General features: G+C 35.6%; 12 protein-coding genes. 3 read left to right on the top strand and 9 right to left on the bottom strand.

Features of this window, described 5'->3' with window-relative positions; genetic code table 11:
- The first annotated feature begins 60 nt into the window (after window positions 1–60).
- The 3 genes from ACMHYH_RS05240 to ACMHYH_RS05230 are packed head-to-tail and all read left to right on the top strand — an operon-like array spanning window position 61 to window position 2,793.
- The gene (locus ACMHYH_RS05240; RefSeq protein WP_414840277.1) at window positions 61–699 is read left to right on the top strand and encodes a YkyA family protein; all 639 of its coding nucleotides are present in this window, start codon (window positions 61–63) and stop codon (window positions 697–699) included.
- A gap of 19 nt (window positions 700–718) precedes the next feature.
- Window positions 719–1,582 carry a polysaccharide deacetylase family protein gene (locus tag ACMHYH_RS05235; protein ID WP_414840276.1) on the top strand — a complete coding sequence of 288 codons (864 nt, stop codon included), beginning with the start codon at window positions 719–721 and terminating at the stop codon, window positions 1,580–1,582.
- On the top strand, window positions 1,579–2,793 hold the full coding sequence (locus ACMHYH_RS05230) for a putative glycoside hydrolase (protein ID WP_414840275.1): 1,215 nt from the start codon (window positions 1,579–1,581) through the stop codon (window positions 2,791–2,793). Before ACMHYH_RS05235 ends, ACMHYH_RS05230 begins: the two co-directional genes overlap by 4 nt.
- 67 nt (window positions 2,794–2,860) lie before the next feature.
- Here the strand turns inward: ACMHYH_RS05230 and addA are convergent, their stop codons facing one another.
- The 9 genes from addA to dnaG all read right to left on the bottom strand — a co-directional run bounded on the left by addA (window position 2,861) and on the right by dnaG (window position 17,471).
- On the bottom strand, window positions 2,861–6,658 hold the full coding sequence (gene addA, locus ACMHYH_RS05225) for a helicase-exonuclease AddAB subunit AddA (protein ID WP_414840274.1): 3,798 nt from the start codon (window positions 6,656–6,658) through the stop codon (window positions 2,861–2,863).
- Window positions 6,655–10,269 carry a PD-(D/E)XK nuclease family protein gene (locus tag ACMHYH_RS05220; RefSeq protein WP_414840273.1) on the bottom strand — a complete coding sequence of 1,205 codons (3,615 nt, stop codon included), beginning with the start codon at window positions 10,267–10,269 and terminating at the stop codon, window positions 6,655–6,657. The genes addA and ACMHYH_RS05220 overlap by 4 nt, the downstream gene beginning before the upstream one ends.
- 173 nt (window positions 10,270–10,442) lie before the next feature.
- Window positions 10,443–10,712: a DUF1294 domain-containing protein gene (locus ACMHYH_RS05215; RefSeq protein WP_414840272.1), complete on the bottom strand. Its 270-nt coding sequence runs from the start codon at window positions 10,710–10,712 to the stop codon at window positions 10,443–10,445.
- Window positions 10,712–11,947 (bottom strand): peptidase T, encoded by a 1,236-nt coding sequence (pepT, locus tag ACMHYH_RS05210; RefSeq protein WP_414840271.1) that lies wholly within the window; start codon window positions 11,945–11,947, stop codon window positions 10,712–10,714. Before pepT ends, ACMHYH_RS05215 begins: the two co-directional genes overlap by 1 nt.
- A 50-nt stretch (window positions 11,948–11,997) precedes the next feature.
- Window positions 11,998–13,122: a Nif3-like dinuclear metal center hexameric protein gene (locus ACMHYH_RS05205; RefSeq protein ID WP_414840270.1), complete on the bottom strand. Its 1,125-nt coding sequence runs from the start codon at window positions 13,120–13,122 to the stop codon at window positions 11,998–12,000.
- Window positions 13,119–13,826, bottom strand: coding sequence for a tRNA (adenine(22)-N(1))-methyltransferase (locus ACMHYH_RS05200; RefSeq protein WP_414840269.1), 708 nt, complete (start codon window positions 13,824–13,826; stop codon window positions 13,119–13,121). Before ACMHYH_RS05200 ends, ACMHYH_RS05205 begins: the two co-directional genes overlap by 4 nt.
- Window positions 13,827–13,856: 30 nt before the next feature.
- Entirely contained in the window at window positions 13,857–14,315 is a 459-nt protein-coding gene (locus ACMHYH_RS05195) for a hypothetical protein (protein WP_414840268.1), read from the bottom strand.
- A 130-nt stretch (window positions 14,316–14,445) separates the two neighbouring features.
- Complete coding sequence (gene rpoD, locus ACMHYH_RS05190) at window positions 14,446–15,561, bottom strand: RNA polymerase sigma factor RpoD (RefSeq protein WP_414840267.1); 1,116 nt, start codon at window positions 15,559–15,561, stop codon at window positions 14,446–14,448.
- 38 nt (window positions 15,562–15,599) lie between these two features.
- Window positions 15,600–17,471 (bottom strand): DNA primase, encoded by a 1,872-nt coding sequence (dnaG, locus tag ACMHYH_RS05185; protein ID WP_414840266.1) that lies wholly within the window; start codon window positions 17,469–17,471, stop codon window positions 15,600–15,602.
- Window positions 17,472–17,522 lie beyond the last annotated feature (51 nt).

Here is a 17,522-nt window from a genome sequence, read left to right as displayed (position 1 = left end):
GCCTTTATTTATGCGCTTAATTTTTACTCATTCAAATTGAAAGAATAAGGAGAGAAACTAATGAAGAAACGTACTACAGCAGCTATTATGACTACCGCTTTGTTTTTATCCGGTTGTACAACTGACGGGATTGCAGAGGCTACAAAGAACATTAAAGAAACTGAACCTATTGAAGAAGCAATCGTAACACAATTGAATAGGGTTACTAAACAAGAAAAAGGATTGCAAGAAGCATTTGAAGCTACTTTATCCAAAGATAAAGCAGAGAAACCTTTTTCTGACAAAGAGTCAACTATTTTTAAAAATATTGATGAGCGCAAAAGTTCTCTTGAAGCGATTGAAGCTTCTATTAATGAGTTAGATTTAAAACGAAAAAGTTTAGTTGAAAATGATGGAACAGCATTACCTGAAAAAGAAATAGATTCCTTAACGACTAGCATGAAAAGAATCAGCACCTCTCTTAACGATTATACTAAACATTACGAAAAAAACTTAGCAGAAGAGGAAAAATACTTCCAATCTCTCGCATCAGAAGAAGCTACTTATCAGACTTTGACGGATGGAATGACTGCTATTAATGAGCAAGATGCTACTAATAAAGAGCAATTAAAAAAATTGAACGAGCAATTTGAACAATTAAGAATTCAGCGTAAAGAGGCACAAGAACAATTAAGTTCTTTATCAGAATCAAAAAACTAATAATTGGAGTGATGAAAAAATGAAACAGGCACTATCCCTTTGTGGAGTAACCTTAATTAGCGCCTTGCTATTAAGTGCTTGCCAAACAACTGATCCAACGATTTCTGAAACAAATTCAATGACTTCTTCTCTTACTCAAAGCAATTCGAATGCAACAGACGCATCAAGTGACAGTGCTCTAGCTGCATCTGAAAAGATACTAGAAGAGGAAGAAATAAAACCAGCAGAGTATACATACAACGTTAATCCAGCAATCTTCACTATTGAACCCTTGAATAAAGAGGACAATACAAAAGTAGCTTTATTAACTTTCGATGATGCTCCTGATACACACGCCGTTGAGATTGCTAAAAAACTAAAATCTATTGACGCACCTGCAGTATTCTTTGTTAACGGTATGTACATTGAATCAGACGAAGGCAAGCAAAAACTAAAAGACATTTACGATATGGGCTTTGAAATCGGCAACCACTCACAAACGCATGCTAACTTAAGTGAAATAACACCAGAAGAACAACGACAAGAAATTATCAAAACAAATGAGTTAGTTTATGAAATAACAGGAGTAAAACCTCGTTTCTTCAGAGCTCCATACGGTGTGAATACAGATGTATCTGCTCAAATTATTGAAGAAGAAAAAATGGTGTTCATGAATTGGACATACGGATACGATTGGGAAGCAGATTACCAAAATTCTGAAGCCTTGACGGATATCATGTTAAACACAGAGTACTTGAACGATGGTGCAAACTTATTGATGCATGATCGATCTTGGACAAACGAAGCGACCATTGCTATTGCAGAAGGATTAAAAGAAAAAGGCTACACATTAATAGATCCAGCACTAATTGCATCACCAGAAAGAGAGGAATCTACCCAATGATAACGACTAAAAAACTAACGAACAGCGTGTTGCTAAGCTTCTTGCTTTTTGCTGCTTTTCCATTAGCTACACAAGCAGCAGAGCCTGCTAAAGACCAACCTATCGAAGTCAATGATCAACCTCTTTTAAGTATCCCTAAAAAATTTCCTGCACAATTTGCTTATGATAGTGGAATTACTATTGCTTATCCTGAAAACGGCGTCAAAGGAGTCTATTTAACAGCCTATTCTGCTGGTGCACCAAAAAGAATGGCTGAATTATCTGAATTCGTTACTTCAAGTGGTTTAAATGCGATGGTTATCGATATAAAAGATGATGTTGGTCATCTGACTACAGATGTAAAATCTGATAATGAATTGATTCAAAAAAGCACTCAAAATTACATTGCTGATCCAGACTCAATGATGACTAATTTAGAAAAAAATCAAATTTATCCGATTGCTCGAGTCGTTGTTTTCAAAGATACTTTACTTGCAGAAGCAAAACCAGAATTATCTTTCAAGCGTCCTGATGGGAGTGTTTGGAAAAATAGCAACGGAGATGCCTTTGTAAATCCCTTCTCAAAAGATGTCTGGGAATACAATGTTGAAGTAGCTAAACAAGCTGCTAAAATGGGTTTTAAAGAAATACAATTTGATTATGTTCGTTTCCCAGAAGGTTTTGAAACGCAAAGCGATAGTTTAAGTTACACTCGCGGTGATTATCAAGATAGCGAATTAGACGAAGTACAACAGCGTGTTGCTGCTGTAACCGATTTTGTTAAATATGCACGTGAAGAGTTGCGTCCATATGGTGTTGAAGTCTCTGTAGATATCTTTGGTTACGCTGCTACTGTTCCAGAAGCTCCAGGAATTGGGCAAAACTTTGGTAAAATTTCTGAAAACGTTGATGTTATTTCTTCTATGATTTATCCTAGTCACTGGGGTTCTTATTTCGGAATTGCAAAACCCGACCTAGAGCCTTATAAATTAGTCCAAGAATACATGAAAGTTGAAAATGAGTTGTTAGGCTCATTAGAAACACCACCTAAATCAAGACCCTGGCTACAAGATTTTACAGCTTCTTATCTTGGTGCTGGCAACTACCTTAATTATGGAGCACCTCAAGTATCTGATCAGATCAAGGCGTTACACGAAGCCGGAGTTGAAGAGTTTCTTTTATGGGATGCTAATAACAGTTATACACCAGGTGTAGAGTATAATTTAAAATAAATCGTTCAACCTAATGAAAAGGCCCCTTTCTTCGTCTGTTATACAAGACGAGAAAGGGGCCTTTTCATTAGTCGTTTACTAGAACCAATTCATTGTTAGCCAATAAACAGAGATACGCTTGTACAACAGGTTTATTCAAACTAATTTCAAGTGCTTTCCGATATAAATTCATTTGTCCTCTGTATTTTTCAAGCATCTTCTCACCAGCTTTCAAACCGTAGCGAGTAATTTGGTCTGTTTTATAATCAAATAAAATAATCTCTTTTTCAAATTCCAAGTATCCATCTACAATTCCGTGAATCAAAACGGTGTCTTTAGCAGTAGGGTCTAAATCAGTAAAGATTCTATCCGCTTTTATTAGCAATGAAAAAGGAGCTTCTCGTTTAACTTGTTCAGGATGAGCTAATAATAACTGTCCTAATTTATTTTCAAAAAAGCGAACAATTTTGTCTTTTTCTATTTTTTCAGCTATCTCTGACTGCAACATGCCACGTTCAACTAGATTTAGGATTAATTTGTTAACTGAAAGGACAGTTACCGGTTCAAAGAGAGTAATAGATTGCATCACTAAGTGTGTTGCCGTCCCTATTTCTGCATTTGTAGGAGCAGTCATCTCTGCCATAAACTTGGGACGTGTTAATTTGTCCTCTACAAATCTATTTTGATTGCGTGGCTGGTTGATATCTATTTTAACCATGAACTCATCTTCTGGTTCTTCAAATAACCGCTTAATCTCTGAGACAGATTGATAGCTAGTCGTATGAGTTGCTTTTTCATAACGGTAAGTATAATTCATGAGTGATAAGGCTTCTTCTAAGAGCCCTTGTTCCTCTACAACTAACCTATTTTTTGAAACAGATTCATCAAGTTTTTCGATCCATTTCTCGTCCGTTTCAAGATTTTCTTGAATCAATTCTTCTTGAATCATACTTTCTTTATAAAAATGAATAGAAAACTTAGCTGGATGATTTTTAATGTGCACATTATTAGCTGTAATTGAAAGAAAATCATTTGTTGCATCTGAATGTCTCATCAACGAAAGTCCAATCCATTTCATCAAATTAGTTGCTGCCAGACGGTCGGCATTAGGTAAAACAGTTGCTTCATGGCCGCTTATGATTCCCCACTCTTTGTAAGCAGCTTCTTCATCTGTATAAGAACCAACTAAAAAAAGCTTTTCTTCAGCGCGAGTCAGAGCAACATACAGTTTTCGCATCTCCTCTGATAGCAATTTGACTTTTCTTTCCACTTTTAATGCACTGTTGGGTAAGGAAGCATAACGGATGTGGCTCTCTTGATCTCTATATTCCGTTCCGATTCCAAAATCTTCATTAAATAAATAACTGTTTGTAATATCTTGTAAATTAAATTTTTTAGTTAAGTCTAACACAAAGACAACTGGAAACTCTAACCCCTTGCTAGCATGAATAGTCATTACGCGTACCGCGTCTTCGTCTACAGCAATAGCTTTAGGTTCAGCTAAATCTTTATCCTTTTCTTGCATTTTTTCAATAAAACGGACAAATTGAAAGAGTCCTTTAAAACTCGTTTTCTCATAGCTAGCTGCTCTTTCGTATAAAGCATGTAGATTTGCCTTACGCTGACGTCCTGAGCTCATCCCGCCTACGTAATCAAGGAATTGAGTATCTGTATAGATAGACCAAATCAATTCGACTAAATGATTTCTTCTCGCTTCTTCTCGCCATTTTTTTAAACGGACTAAGAATACATCAATTTTATTAAATAAGGTCGTTGTAAACCCACTAGCCCTATCTTCTCCTGGATAAGAAGAATAAAATTGATTAAGTGCTTCATAATACTCACCTGTTTTTTGACTGATTCGAATAGACGCTAACTCATTTTCATTCAACCCCACAATAGGCGAACGCAAGACTGCAGCTAAAGGAATATCTTGATAGGGATTATCAATTATTTTTAATAAAGACATCATAATCGTAATCTCAGTCGTTTGAAAATAATTTTGTGTATTAGTGACAGACAACGGAATCGATAGTCGGTTGAATATCTCCAGTAAAATTAAATTATTTTTTTTAGTAGGTGTTAATAAGACGATATCCTTGTATCTAATTGGACGGTTACTTTTTAATTTTTTATCATAAATAGGAAATCCTTCTTTAATTAGTTGTTGAATTTTTTGACCAACCATCAGTAGTTCGCCTTGTGTCTTCCCCTCTATTTGCATATCGTAATCTAAAGACTCTTCGTTGGACTCCTCTTTTTTTGTCTCTTTTCCTTTTTCATAAATCAAAATCTCTGTAGCATGCTCAGTTGTTTCTGGAAAATCAGTAAACCCTTGGATTAATTTAGCAGGCTCATCGTAATCCATTTGGCCAACAGATTTATCCATTAGTTGTTCAAAGATTAAATTAGTGAATTGTAAAATTTCTCCTCTTGATCGGAAATTTTCAGCTAAAATAATCCGTTCGCCACCATTATTTTCACCGTATTTTTCGTATTTTTCTAAAAATAAACCAGGATCTGCTAGTCTAAAAGAGTAAATAGACTGCTTAACATCTCCTACCATAAAAAGATTTCCTGTATTTGTTTCATTTTTTGTTAACCAGTGCAGAATATTTTCCTGTAACTTGTTAATATCTTGGTACTCATCAATCATCACTTCTTTAAATTTTTCTCGATAGTGATTAGACGCTTCTGTGGGTGTCCACTTTTGCGCTTCATTTTTAGCTAAAATGTTTAATGTTAAGTGCTCTAGGTCATTGAAATCTAGTAAATTCCGCTCGTTTTTTCTCTCGCGATAAGCCAGCGAGTAGACCTTTGCAACCCGAGCCATCTCTTCGACTAATAGCACTGTTTTAACCATAACGTCAAGTTGATTTTCTAAAGGCGCATTAAAATACTCTTCTTTCATTTTTTCATAACGAGCCTTTGCTTGTTTTCGCAAGACAGCCATTTCGATACCGGCATCTTTTACACTATCATCTGCTGATCTTTTGACTGGCCTCCAATTAACGAACTTAAACGATTGAACTAAAGGATAAACGTTTTGATAGTGATCCGCTTGAATAAGCGCAAGCACTTCTTTAAAATGAACGGCTTCACTAGTAACGATTTTAGTTTGATTGACTAGTTCTTGCTCGCCTTCGCCAATTTTAGCAGCTGTTAAATCTAATTCAATCATATTCACCAAACTATCTACCAGTTGAGGTTTTACGAGTTGTTGAAATAAAACTCCTTTTAAAAAAGAATCTAACGTATCAGTATATAAGCCAGAAAGATTTTCTAACCAATAATCTGGATCAGGATTGGCTCTAGAGAATTCGTATAATGAAAAAACAAGTTCGGTTAATCCAGCATCACTGCGATCGTTAGAATAAGCGCGGGCTAAATCGAGAAATGAACCTGATTCATCTCCATATAGTTTTTCTCTAACTTCTTCCCAAACAGATTCTTTTAATAAAACAATTTCTGTTTCGTCTGTTAATAGTCTAAAAACAGGATCTAAATCAATTAAATAGTAGTAACGTCGGATAACTTGTAAACAAAAGGCATGAAGTGTGCTAATAGAAGCTTGTGGCAGTAACGTCATTTGCTTGATTAAATGCTGCTTTTGTTCTGGGTGACCTTCACCAGTAATGGCTTGTTGAATGGCCGTTTTAATTCGTTCTTTCATTTCTCTTGCAGCGGCTTCTGTGTAGGTAACGATTAACAATTCATCGACATTGATACCTGCTTTTATTTTTTCAATCACGCGCTGAACCAATACGGTTGTTTTACCCGATCCAGCTGAGGCAGAAACCAAAATATTATGGCCAGATTCGTAAATAGACTGCCATTGGCCATCTGTAAATCGGCTATTTAATGGTTTTATCGGCAATTGGCTCATTCATTTTCCTCCTTTTCTGCTAAAATTAACTTGAGAACATCCTCACGTTTTAATTTTTCTTCTTTTCGGTAGTTATTTTCAGGTAACATATAATCAAACTGAGAAACGGCTTTAAATTCACCGCTAACAGTAGAGATATGTTGTCTTTTTTCAAAGAATGGCTGAAGTGTTGTGACACCTTCTATAATGGCATTACCAGCATCCACGATTAATTTCTGATTGTGCATTCTCAGAGCTGCCATTTCTTCAAGTGTAACAAATCCAGTTGATTTCAATGATTTATCTTTCAGTTGATTGAATGGATAAACAGATGAAGCTGTGGTTGGCTCAATTGTATGATCTAAAGCTAATAATAAATCTTCTTCCTCTAAAAGAAGTCCATCTAATTTAAATTTTTTTAAAAATTCTGTAGCTATCGACTCTTCATCTGTTATCTCGGTTTCTTTAATAAAAGGATTTTTTACATGCACATAAAATGCCCCAGCAGGTTTAGCTGAATGCCCAATTAGTTCTGTTGCGTTACTTAAAGCCGTATCCAAATAGGTAATCATTTGCATAGCTAAGCCATAATACGCTTCAAAATAATTAAACTTATGTGCACTTGATTTATAATCGACCACACTCAAATAATGTTGATTCTCTACTTCTACTGTATCAACTCGATCAATTTTACCGCGGATAAAAAGAGTCCCTCCATTATTTAAGGGAAAAGATAGTCCTTCTATTCCTTTTTGATTCGCTAACTGTCCGAATAAGACTTCTGTTTGAACAGTCTTCATACTTGTCCTTCTGCTTTGATTACCTAGTGCCCACACCATCCTTTTAATCGTTTGGCTTAGTTGGCTGCGAATGAATTTCATTCGATTAGAAGCCGACAAAATAGAGAATTTTGGTTTTTTGAATAAAACAGCTAAGACCTCATCTGTAATGAGCTCAATCGCTTCAGTATCTAAAGTAGCTAACGTCAACTCTCTTGTTAATAAAGACTTGAATAATTGATCCAACGCATCGTGGAAGAATTCACCTGTTCCTGCTGGTGATAAACCGAATCGATCTCGTTCATTTAATTTAAGCCCATATTGTAAAAAATGGTTGTAAGGATCTGCATAAAAGGTTTCTAAGCGAGAAACCGATAAATAAAGATCTTTTCCGTACAAGCTAGTAGCAATCTCATTTTTTAACGGATGCGGAATATTTTTCTTTACTAAGCTTGTTAACAATTGATGAAAAGATCCCGCTAGATGTTCATCTCGTTTGAAATAGCGATAAATTCCTATCCAGAATGGGGATAACACGCCTTTTTTATCTTGCTCTTTGCGAAGGACTACTACTAATTGGCTCATTGTACTTTTTTTAGTTCCAATGAAACTTAGTGTTTCTTTAGGTGTTGGATTTTCTAAGGAGCTAATTTCTGATCCTTTGAACTGAACTGGAAGAGAAAATTGTTTCCCTATCCGCTCTACGTAAGGAGATAATTTAGCGATTTCTTTAGAATCACTGTTAAGCGGATAAGAAAAAATCAATTGCTCAGAAGAATCTAGAAAGGCGTTGTAAGCAATAAAAGGCTCAGAAGCCATTAAATCTTCTGAAGACGGTTTTAGATATTTCCCAGAAGCTAAAAATTCAGAGAAAAAGGAGCGGTCCTCATTTGTTAACATGCTTTTATTCTCTGATTTAGCCGGTAAATGGATATCTGTCATTCCTAGTAAGAAAGTGACTTTTGCCGTACCAATTCGTGTTCCTTCAAGACCTGAAAAAATAACTTGATCAATATTAGGTGGGACAATACTGTAAGACGCATTCTCAAAACCTGCTGACAAAATAGCTTGGAAACTCTCCATCTCAAAAATTTCTTCACCCAATACTTCGACATACTCATCTAATAACTGCAAAAGGACGGACCAAATCTGTTCGTGTTTTTTAGCTGTTTCCAAATCGTTGGCTTCAATCGCTTGGTCTCGCCAAAAAGTTAATTGGGTATCTACTCCTATTTTTTCTAAAAAAAGGTAAAGTATTTTTGCAGCTTCAGCTCCTGTTTTAGCTTTTTCAAGCTGAGTAAAAAAAGGAAGTAGTGTATTTTTTAATAAAAATCTCACCTGATTAGCGGTGTTTTCAATACGTTGGTCTGAGTCAGATTGGAAGTCAGTATCGTCATAGTAAAACTTAGTGTAATGCCAGGGTTCTTTCATAGTCCACTGGTATCCTTCATACCCATAAGCTAATACAACGTTCTCCATTAGATCAATTTTATCACGAAACTGATTTACTTGATTTTGAATAGATTGAATGCGAGTTTTTCTGTCAACAGGCAATTTAGTCGATTGTTCTGGAACAAACAACTCTGTGCGCAATAAACGCATGACATCTGCATAACGCCAATTTTTCCGCTTAATTGTCAGTAGTGCATCGATTAGCTCAACTAGTGGATGTTGAGTCATCAAATCAGCACTATCAATAAATGTTTCAATGCCATTTTCCGCAAAAATGGGCCCTAGAATCGTTAAGTAATCTTGAGTATTTCGAGTTAGAATTAAGATATCTTTATACCGATACTTTTCACTTTTTATCATTTTTCTAATCTCTTTTGCAACATGAGAGACTTCTGCTTGTTTATCTTCAGCTGCCCAGATTTCAACGCACTCATTCATAGGAAGCTGCTGTTTTTTTAGATTGGAATTAACAGGACTTAATTTAGTTGACTCTACCCAAAAATCTTCTAGTTGATTTAATTCTTCACAATAAGAAGCGTCTATTTTTTGAATCAATCGATCTGGTGCAATCGGAATGTGCTCAGTGCGAGCTAATTGGTATAATTTGTAGTACGTTTCGCCAGCTGCCTGGAAAAGTTCGTGCATTCCGGGTTTTTCATTTGGATACCCTTTATCCAAGGTTAAAGAAATCGTCACTTTTTTAGCAGAATGCATTAAAGCTAAAATTAGTGCTTGTTCTTGCGCAGTAAACCGAAAGTAACTTTCAATATAAATAGTTGTCTCTGAAAAATCTATTTCTTGTAATTTTTCAATCAGTGCTGTTATGATATCCTCTGTTTCAACATACTTACCCATCAAAGAAGTATCAAAGGCCTGATACAATAAAGAGATATCTTTTAGCTTTAATTGAAAATCTACTTCTTGTGGACTTGATCCTAACTGATGAATCAATCCTGATAAGTCATCTTGACTAATTCGGCCTGTTCTTAATTCTAAAAATAAATCTGTTAATTGTTGAACAAATCCTGTTTTTCGAACTTCTCCACGATAAATGATCAATTGTTCCTCATAATCAATTAACAACTTGCGCACAAGCATAGATAAACCAGAACTTGTTAATTGCGGTTTAATAAATACATCCGTATCTTGAAGCCAATACCATGCTAAACGATTAAAACTAAAGACTTGAAGATTCATCATGCCCATTATATTATTTTCATTAAAAGGAGGACGTTCTCCAATTTTTTCAAGTACCGTCATCTCAGCTTCAAATTTAATATGATCTGGAACCAAATAAAATACTTTAGCTTGTTTATTTGCACTCAGTGTAGTGGCAATCTCATCTAACATATGTCCTCTTTTATCGCGATTAGCTCGACCTAAAACAAACTGCAACCCCATCGTACGTCCACCTCATCTACTATTTTTGTTTCTTTCAAATCTACCATTTACTTTCCGACTTTATTGCATCTATAGACTTCATAATGAATGAGAACAAAAGCACTCCAAAAGTTAGGTTTTTAAATCTAATTTTGAAGTGCTTATGCGAATGATAAAAAAAGTAGTCTGCTACATTAGTTTAAAACTAAAAAGTAAAACATGACGCTAACTAGTACGACTACTCCTAAAGAATAGATTACCTTAAATTTAAGCTCTTTCGTCTTGTGTCTAAACAGGTACATACCCAATAAGCCACCTAATCCTCCGCCAACAAGTCCAAGTGTCAGCATTCTTTTTTCGGGAATACGCCATTTACGTTGCTGTGCCTTTTTTTTATCAAGTCCCATTAAAATAAATAGCCAACCGTTTAAAGCAAGACTATACGCTATAGCATAAGTTAACATTACCCTTTATTTCTTGCATTCAAAGAAACAATTTCAACAATGACATCTGTTGCTTTTTGCATACTTTCTACTGCGACGAATTCATAGCGACCATGGAAATTCTCACCACCTGCGAATATATTAGGGGTTGGCAAGCCCATAAATGAAATTTTAGAGCCGTCAGTCCCACCTCTAATTGGTTCAATAATCGGCTTAATGTTCAAGTTTTTCATCGCTTGCTCAGCAAGCTCAATAACCGTCATGTCTTTTTCGATAATTTCACCCATATTGTAATAAGAATCTTTTAACTCAACAGTAATTCGTTCAACACCATTTTTTTCGTTTAATTCTTTTGCAACATTTTGTATAAAAGTTTTACGCTCTTCGAATTTAGCCCGATCATGATCTCGAATAATGTACTCCATTTTAGCTTCTTCTACTTCACCGGTCATTCCTAACAAATGGAAAAATCCTTCTCGACCACTTGTTTTTTCGGGAACTTCACCTTGAGGTAAAGCAGCGTCAAAAGCTAAACCAAGTTTTAAAGCATTTACCATTGTGTCTTTTGCTGTTCCTGGGTGAACGTTTTTCCCTTGAATCTTCACGATAGCTGAAGCAGCATTAAAGCTTTCGTATTCTAGTTCTCCAACAGGCCCACCGTCCATTGTATAAGCAAAATCTGCATTAAAACCAGGTACATCAAAAAGATTTGCGCCTATTCCAATTTCCTCATCAGGACCAAAAGCTACACGAACAGTACCATGTTTAATCGTTGAGTCAGCTAATAAAATTTCCATTGCTGTCATAATTTCAGCAATACCAGCTTTATCGTCAGCGCCTAATAGAGTATTGCCATCTGTAGTGATTAATGTTTTGCCAATATAATTTTTCAAATTAGGAAAATCTTTAGGCGATAGACTAATATTTTTTTCTTGATTCAACACAATGGTATTGCCGTCATAGTTTTCATGAAACTGTGGCTGAACATTTTCAGCATTAAAATCAGCTGTATCCATGTGAGCAATAAAACCAATTGTTGAAACATCCTCATCACTATTAGATGGCAAAGTTGCAGTAACATACCCATTTTTTTCATTGTAAGAAACATCACTCATCCCCAAGGTCGTTAATTCAGACATTAATGTTTTAGCAAAAACAACTTGAGTTTGCGTAGAAGGAATAGTTGTGCTCGTCTCATCAGAACGAGTCTCTGTTTGAATATAGCGAACAAAACGTGGAACTAAATTTTTATACATAAAAAAACTCCTTTTACTCAATATATTTTATAGTCAATTAATGTTTAACATTAGATAAAACGATAGGGATCGGTATTTAAAGATGATTGTATCACTTCTAAATCCCAATCCATCTCTTTACTCCAATTTGTAAAGAGAGTAGCCAATTCTTTTTTACAAATACTTTCAATATGGTGTCCTGGATCGATGACACTAAGGTTGGATGCTAACATATCATGTCCAACATGGTAATAAACGTCTCCAGTGATGTAAACTTCAGCACCTTTACGGATAGCATCTGGATAAAATTTGCCTGCATCTCCACCACATATAGCAACACGCTGGATTTTTTGAGTAGGATCTTTTGCAAGGTAACGCAATCCAATAACGCCAAATGTATCTTTTATTTTTTTAGCAAATTCTTCAATAGTTATTGGCTCTTTCAAATTTCCGACTCGTCCTAATCCATATTGATCCACGTAGTTTTCTATTGTGTAAACGTCATAAACCGGTTCTTCATAAGGATGCTCAGAAAACAACGCCTTTTCAATTTCAGCAGTTAATCGTTCTGGGAACATCACTTCAATCCGTGCTTCGTTCACTTCTTCTACTTCATTTGGTTGCCCAATATGCGGTTGTGCTTGATTCATTGGTGTAAAACTTCCGGTTCCTTCAACGGTATAAGTACAATCCTTATAGTTAGGGCCGATTTCTCCTGCTCCTGCTTGAGTTAATGCTTGAATCATCTCACTTTTATTTGCTAGTGGAACAAAAACAACTAACTTTTTATATTTCTCTCGCTTTGTCACTGACATAATTTCAGTTTCCGTGATGCCAATCGCTTTTGCTAACCATGCATTCATCCCATTTGTTGCTACATCAAGGTTTGTATGGGCAGCATAAACAGCAATATCATTTTTCAATAAATCAGCATACATGTTGATTTGCGGGTCATCCGTTACTAGGTTTTTTGCAGGTCTAAAGAGTGGTGGATGATGAGCAAAAATTAAGTCAATATTTTTTGAAATCGCTTCTTGTACAACTTCAGGACGCACATCTAGTGTTACTAAAACTTTTTTTACTGATTTATTTAATGTTCCAATAGCTAAACCAACAGGATCGCCTTCTTCAGCCAAGTAAGTTGGTGCGAACTCTTCAAACTTTTTAATCAAATCATGTCCTAAGATACTTTTCATTTTAATAACTCCTCAATCGCAGCAATTTTAATCGTAAATGCTTGTATTTTTTCAGATTGATCTGTAGAAGATTTAGGTAAATCAACAAGTATCTGCTTGTTTTTAGCTAATTCATTTGTCCATTTTTTTATAAATAGTAAAGACCGTTCTTTTCTCAAATGAAAACCAAAAGCAATATCTTCTGCTAAAAAAGTAACGGAGGATTCAGCAGATTTTTCAGCTACTATAATTTCATATATTTTGCTATTTTCTTCAATTAATTCTTCTGAAATAATCTGATAGCGGTGGTCAATCAGCCAGGTTCTCAAATCAGATTCATCTTTATTGGCCTGTAAAATCAATCTCTCTTTACCAGTTAATTTCCCCATTCGATATCCTTCGTCTAAGATAGTAGCAATGAGTGCACCACCCATACCACAAATGGTAATGGCAGAAATCTGGTCTAATTCAGGATTAAGAACATTCAACCCGTCTCCCAATCGAACAACTACTTTGTTTTGTAATTTCAGGCGTTCGACTTGATTCTCGGCAATTCTAAATGGCCCTTCAATAATCTCTCCAGCAATAGCAAATTCAATCTTACCCTCTACTGCTAGAACGCAGGGAAGATAGGCATGATCTGATCCAATATCGGCTAAGCGTGAACCTTCAGGGACGTAGCTAGCTGCTCTTTCTAAGCGCAATGATAGTTGTTTTAGCTTCATTAACTCTCTGTCACTTCTTTCGTTATAAAATTAATTTTTAAAGAAAGCTTCATCTAATAAATACCCTTCTGCAGCTTCTTTTGTTTTAAAAATAGCCTCCATTTTACCATCTGGTAAATTAACAGACCACATCGGATTGTCATATACTAAACGTAAGACATCACCATTTTGATCAAACCATAATTCGGAGTATCCTTCTTCGTAACCATCTTCTGTTTTTTTCAAAAATATGATAGCTTTATCTAGCAAACGTCTAATATTTTTTTCATCAGCATCTAGGACTGAAATATAGCCTTTAATGGTTTCTTCTTTAGGTAAGTAACCTGCATAAATAAGTGCATTTCCATTCCGATGAAGGTAACGAACAACCGTTGTTTTATCAACTGCACTACTCTCAAAATGATAATTGGTTCTATTTAGTGAAACAGGTACAGCCGTTAATTCTTTGTACTCGTCAAATAGAGCTTTTTTTTCCTCAAACGATAACATATATTCTCATCCTCTCAAACTATCCTACTTAAGTATTATAACAGTTTTTTTGAAACCATGCTTTAATATGTTGAAACAAAAAAAGCCAAGCGAATAGAAAATACTATCGGCTTGGTTTTTTAAAATAAGTTTATTCTAAGAAATCTTTCAGTTGTTTTGAACGACTTGGGTGACGCAATTTACGTAACGCTTTGGCTTCTATTTGACGAATACGCTCGCGCGTTACACCAAACACTTTACCAACTTCCTCCAATGTTCTTGTACGCCCATCATCAAGACCAAAACGCAAACGCAAAACATTTTCTTCACGATCCGTTAAGGTATCTAAGACATCTTCAAGTTGTTCTTTTAACAGTTCATAAGCCGCATTTTCTGCTGGGCTAGTTGCATCATGATCTTCAATGAAGTCACCTAAGTGAGAATCATCTTCTTCACCAATTGGTGTTTCTAATGAAACAGGTTCTTGAGCAATTTTTAAAATCTCACGAACTTTTTCTGTTGGAAGATCCATTTCGGCACCAATTTCTTCAGGTGTCGGCTCTCTTCCTAAATCTTGTAACAATTGACGTTGAATACGAATCAATTTGTTAATCGTTTCAACCATATGAACTGGAATACGAATCGTACGTGCTTGATCAGCAATAGCACGGGTAATGGCTTGACGAATCCACCATGTAGCATAAGTCGAGAATTTGAACCCTTTAGTATAGTCAAATTTTTCTACAGCTTTCATTAAACCCATGTTTCCTTCTTGAATCAAATCTAAAAATTGCATACCACGCCCAACGTAACGTTTGGCAATACTTACTACTAATCTCAAGTTAGCTTCTGCTAAGCGCTGCTTAGCCTCTTGATCACCGACTTCGATTTTTTTAGCTAACATAACTTCTTCTGCAGCGGTTAATAAATTCACTCGACCAATTTCTTTTAAATACATACGAACAGGGTCATTGATTTTTACACCTGGAGGAGCAGTTAAGTCTTCTGGCTTTTCAGCTTCTTCTTTACGCTCTTTAGCTAACATTTGGCGGACAGTTGGACCACCATCATCGCCTACAACACCAATTCCACTGTCTTCAATTTGTTGAATAAGTGCATCCATTTTATCTGCATCCAATGTATAAGGTGTCGCTAATGTATTCGTTAATTCATCATAATGAACCGTTCCACTAGGTTTAAATTCTTTAATAAATGCCTTTACTGCATCCTTATAAGATAATGTCGGTACTTTTTTTTCTTCAGCCATAAAAAAATGCCTCCCCTTTTTCAATCTCACTTTTTTTACTACCCATTTTTTAACAAGCGGGATAGATTGACAATCTCAATCATTAGAACTCTTAATTGAGCTTGGTCGCCTTTTTTAGCAGCCTCGGTCATTTCGTCTTTTGTTTGTTTCAATTGTGTTTCTAACACTGACTTTCTTGAGATAACATCGATATAGTCTTTAATCTCTTGTGGAACAATCTCCATACTAAGAGATTGAAACTCAATTTCAACGATTTTATTTTTTAACGGTGTTTCTTTTACAAAATCAATAAAAGCCTCAATAGACGTATCTGACAGAGCATGCTGTGCATGTTCTTGAAAGTTTTCATAGTACAGATACAATAATTGATAATCATCATGTACGAAATGAAATTCTTCTGGTAAATTTTTGAGTTGAATTCTAACTTCTTCAAAATGAAATAAACGATTGAGCAATAATTGTTCTGCTCGTTCGATAGAATCCAATTTCCCTCTCTGATTGTGAACTTGAGTAAATGTTGTAGAGCGAATTTCTGGGATTGCTACCGTCTTTTTGGGTTCTTTGGAACGTTTTTTTTGTCGCTCATAAAAGCGTTGTTGAAACTGTTCATTTAAAGAATCAATAGAGATATCAAATTCGGCTGCTAGTTGCTTCATATACATTTCTCGTTCAACCGCAGAGGTAATCGTCAACATTTCAGTTACTATCTTTTCAATGTATCCAAGCCGCTCACTCTCATTTTTCAAATTCATATCACGACGGTAGTAGTTCATTTTGAAACTAAACAAGGTATCTCTACCATGAGAAATAAGTTCCTTAAAGGCTGGCACTCCTTTTTCTTTAATAAAATCATCCGGATCCATACCTTCAGGAAACGATAAAATAGCCAAATCAAAATCTGTTTGATCTATTAATAAATCAGCTGCACGTTTAGCAGCTTCAATACCTGCATCATCACCATCATAAGCAACTAAGACTTGATCTGTTATTCGCCCAAGCATATGGATTTGCTCATTTGTCAGACTGGTTCCCATCGAAGCAACACCATTTTGTATTCCTGCTTGCCATGCAGCAATAACATCCATAAAGCCTTCAAATAAAATGACCTCTTTTTCTCGTCTGACAGCAGGGCGTGCCTTATCAAAATTAAATAAAACACTTCGCTTATTAAAAAGGTAGGTCTCGGGACTGTTTAAGTATTTAGGTCCTGTTTCAAAGTCTGAAGTCTCAAACAACCTCCCAGAAAAACCAACAACTTTTCCTTGTTGATTGCGAATAGGAAAAACAATTCGATTAGAAAAACGATCTAATAAATCACCATTTTCTTTTTCAACAAATAAGCCCGTTTCGCTCAACAACTCTTTTGAATAATCTTTGCCAGTCAAATATTGTTGTAACAGGGTACGCTCATGTGGGGCAAACCCAATACCAAATGTTTCAATGGTTTCTTGTGTTAATCCCCTTTTCAACAAATAAGCTAACGCCTCTTCACCAGCAGTTGTTTGCAACAAGATGTGATGGAATAATTCAAGACTCTCTTCATGTATTTTGAGAAGAAAGTCTTTTTTGGAATCTTTATTTTGTGAGTTTGATTGTCCTCCATTGAGTAAAGCTTGATCAACTTCAATCTGGCTAAGTTCTGCTGTCTTCAATACCGCTTCAGGAAAACTTAATCCGTCGACTTCCATCAAAAACGAATAAACATTTCCTCCTCGACCACAACTAAAACAATGGAAAATTTGTTTTTCTTCTGTCACAGAAAATGATGGTGTTCGCTCATCATGAAATGGACAGAAACCAAAAAAATTCTTTCCCTTTTTTTTAAGTTGTACGTACTGACTGACAATATCTGTAATATTGGTTTCTTGCCTGATTTTATTAACCGTTTCTTCAGGAATCCTCGTTGCCAAACCATTCACCTCTTTAGCCAATTAAAACGTACTTTCTGATCCCCTCTACAA

Origin of the sequence: Carnobacterium sp. TMP28, assembly GCF_047553015.1 — a bacterium.
Lineage (GTDB): Bacteria > Bacillota > Bacilli > Lactobacillales > Carnobacteriaceae > Carnobacterium_A.
The sequence above is the reverse complement of the archived record's forward strand: the minus strand, read 5'-3'. Positions and strand labels throughout refer to the sequence as shown.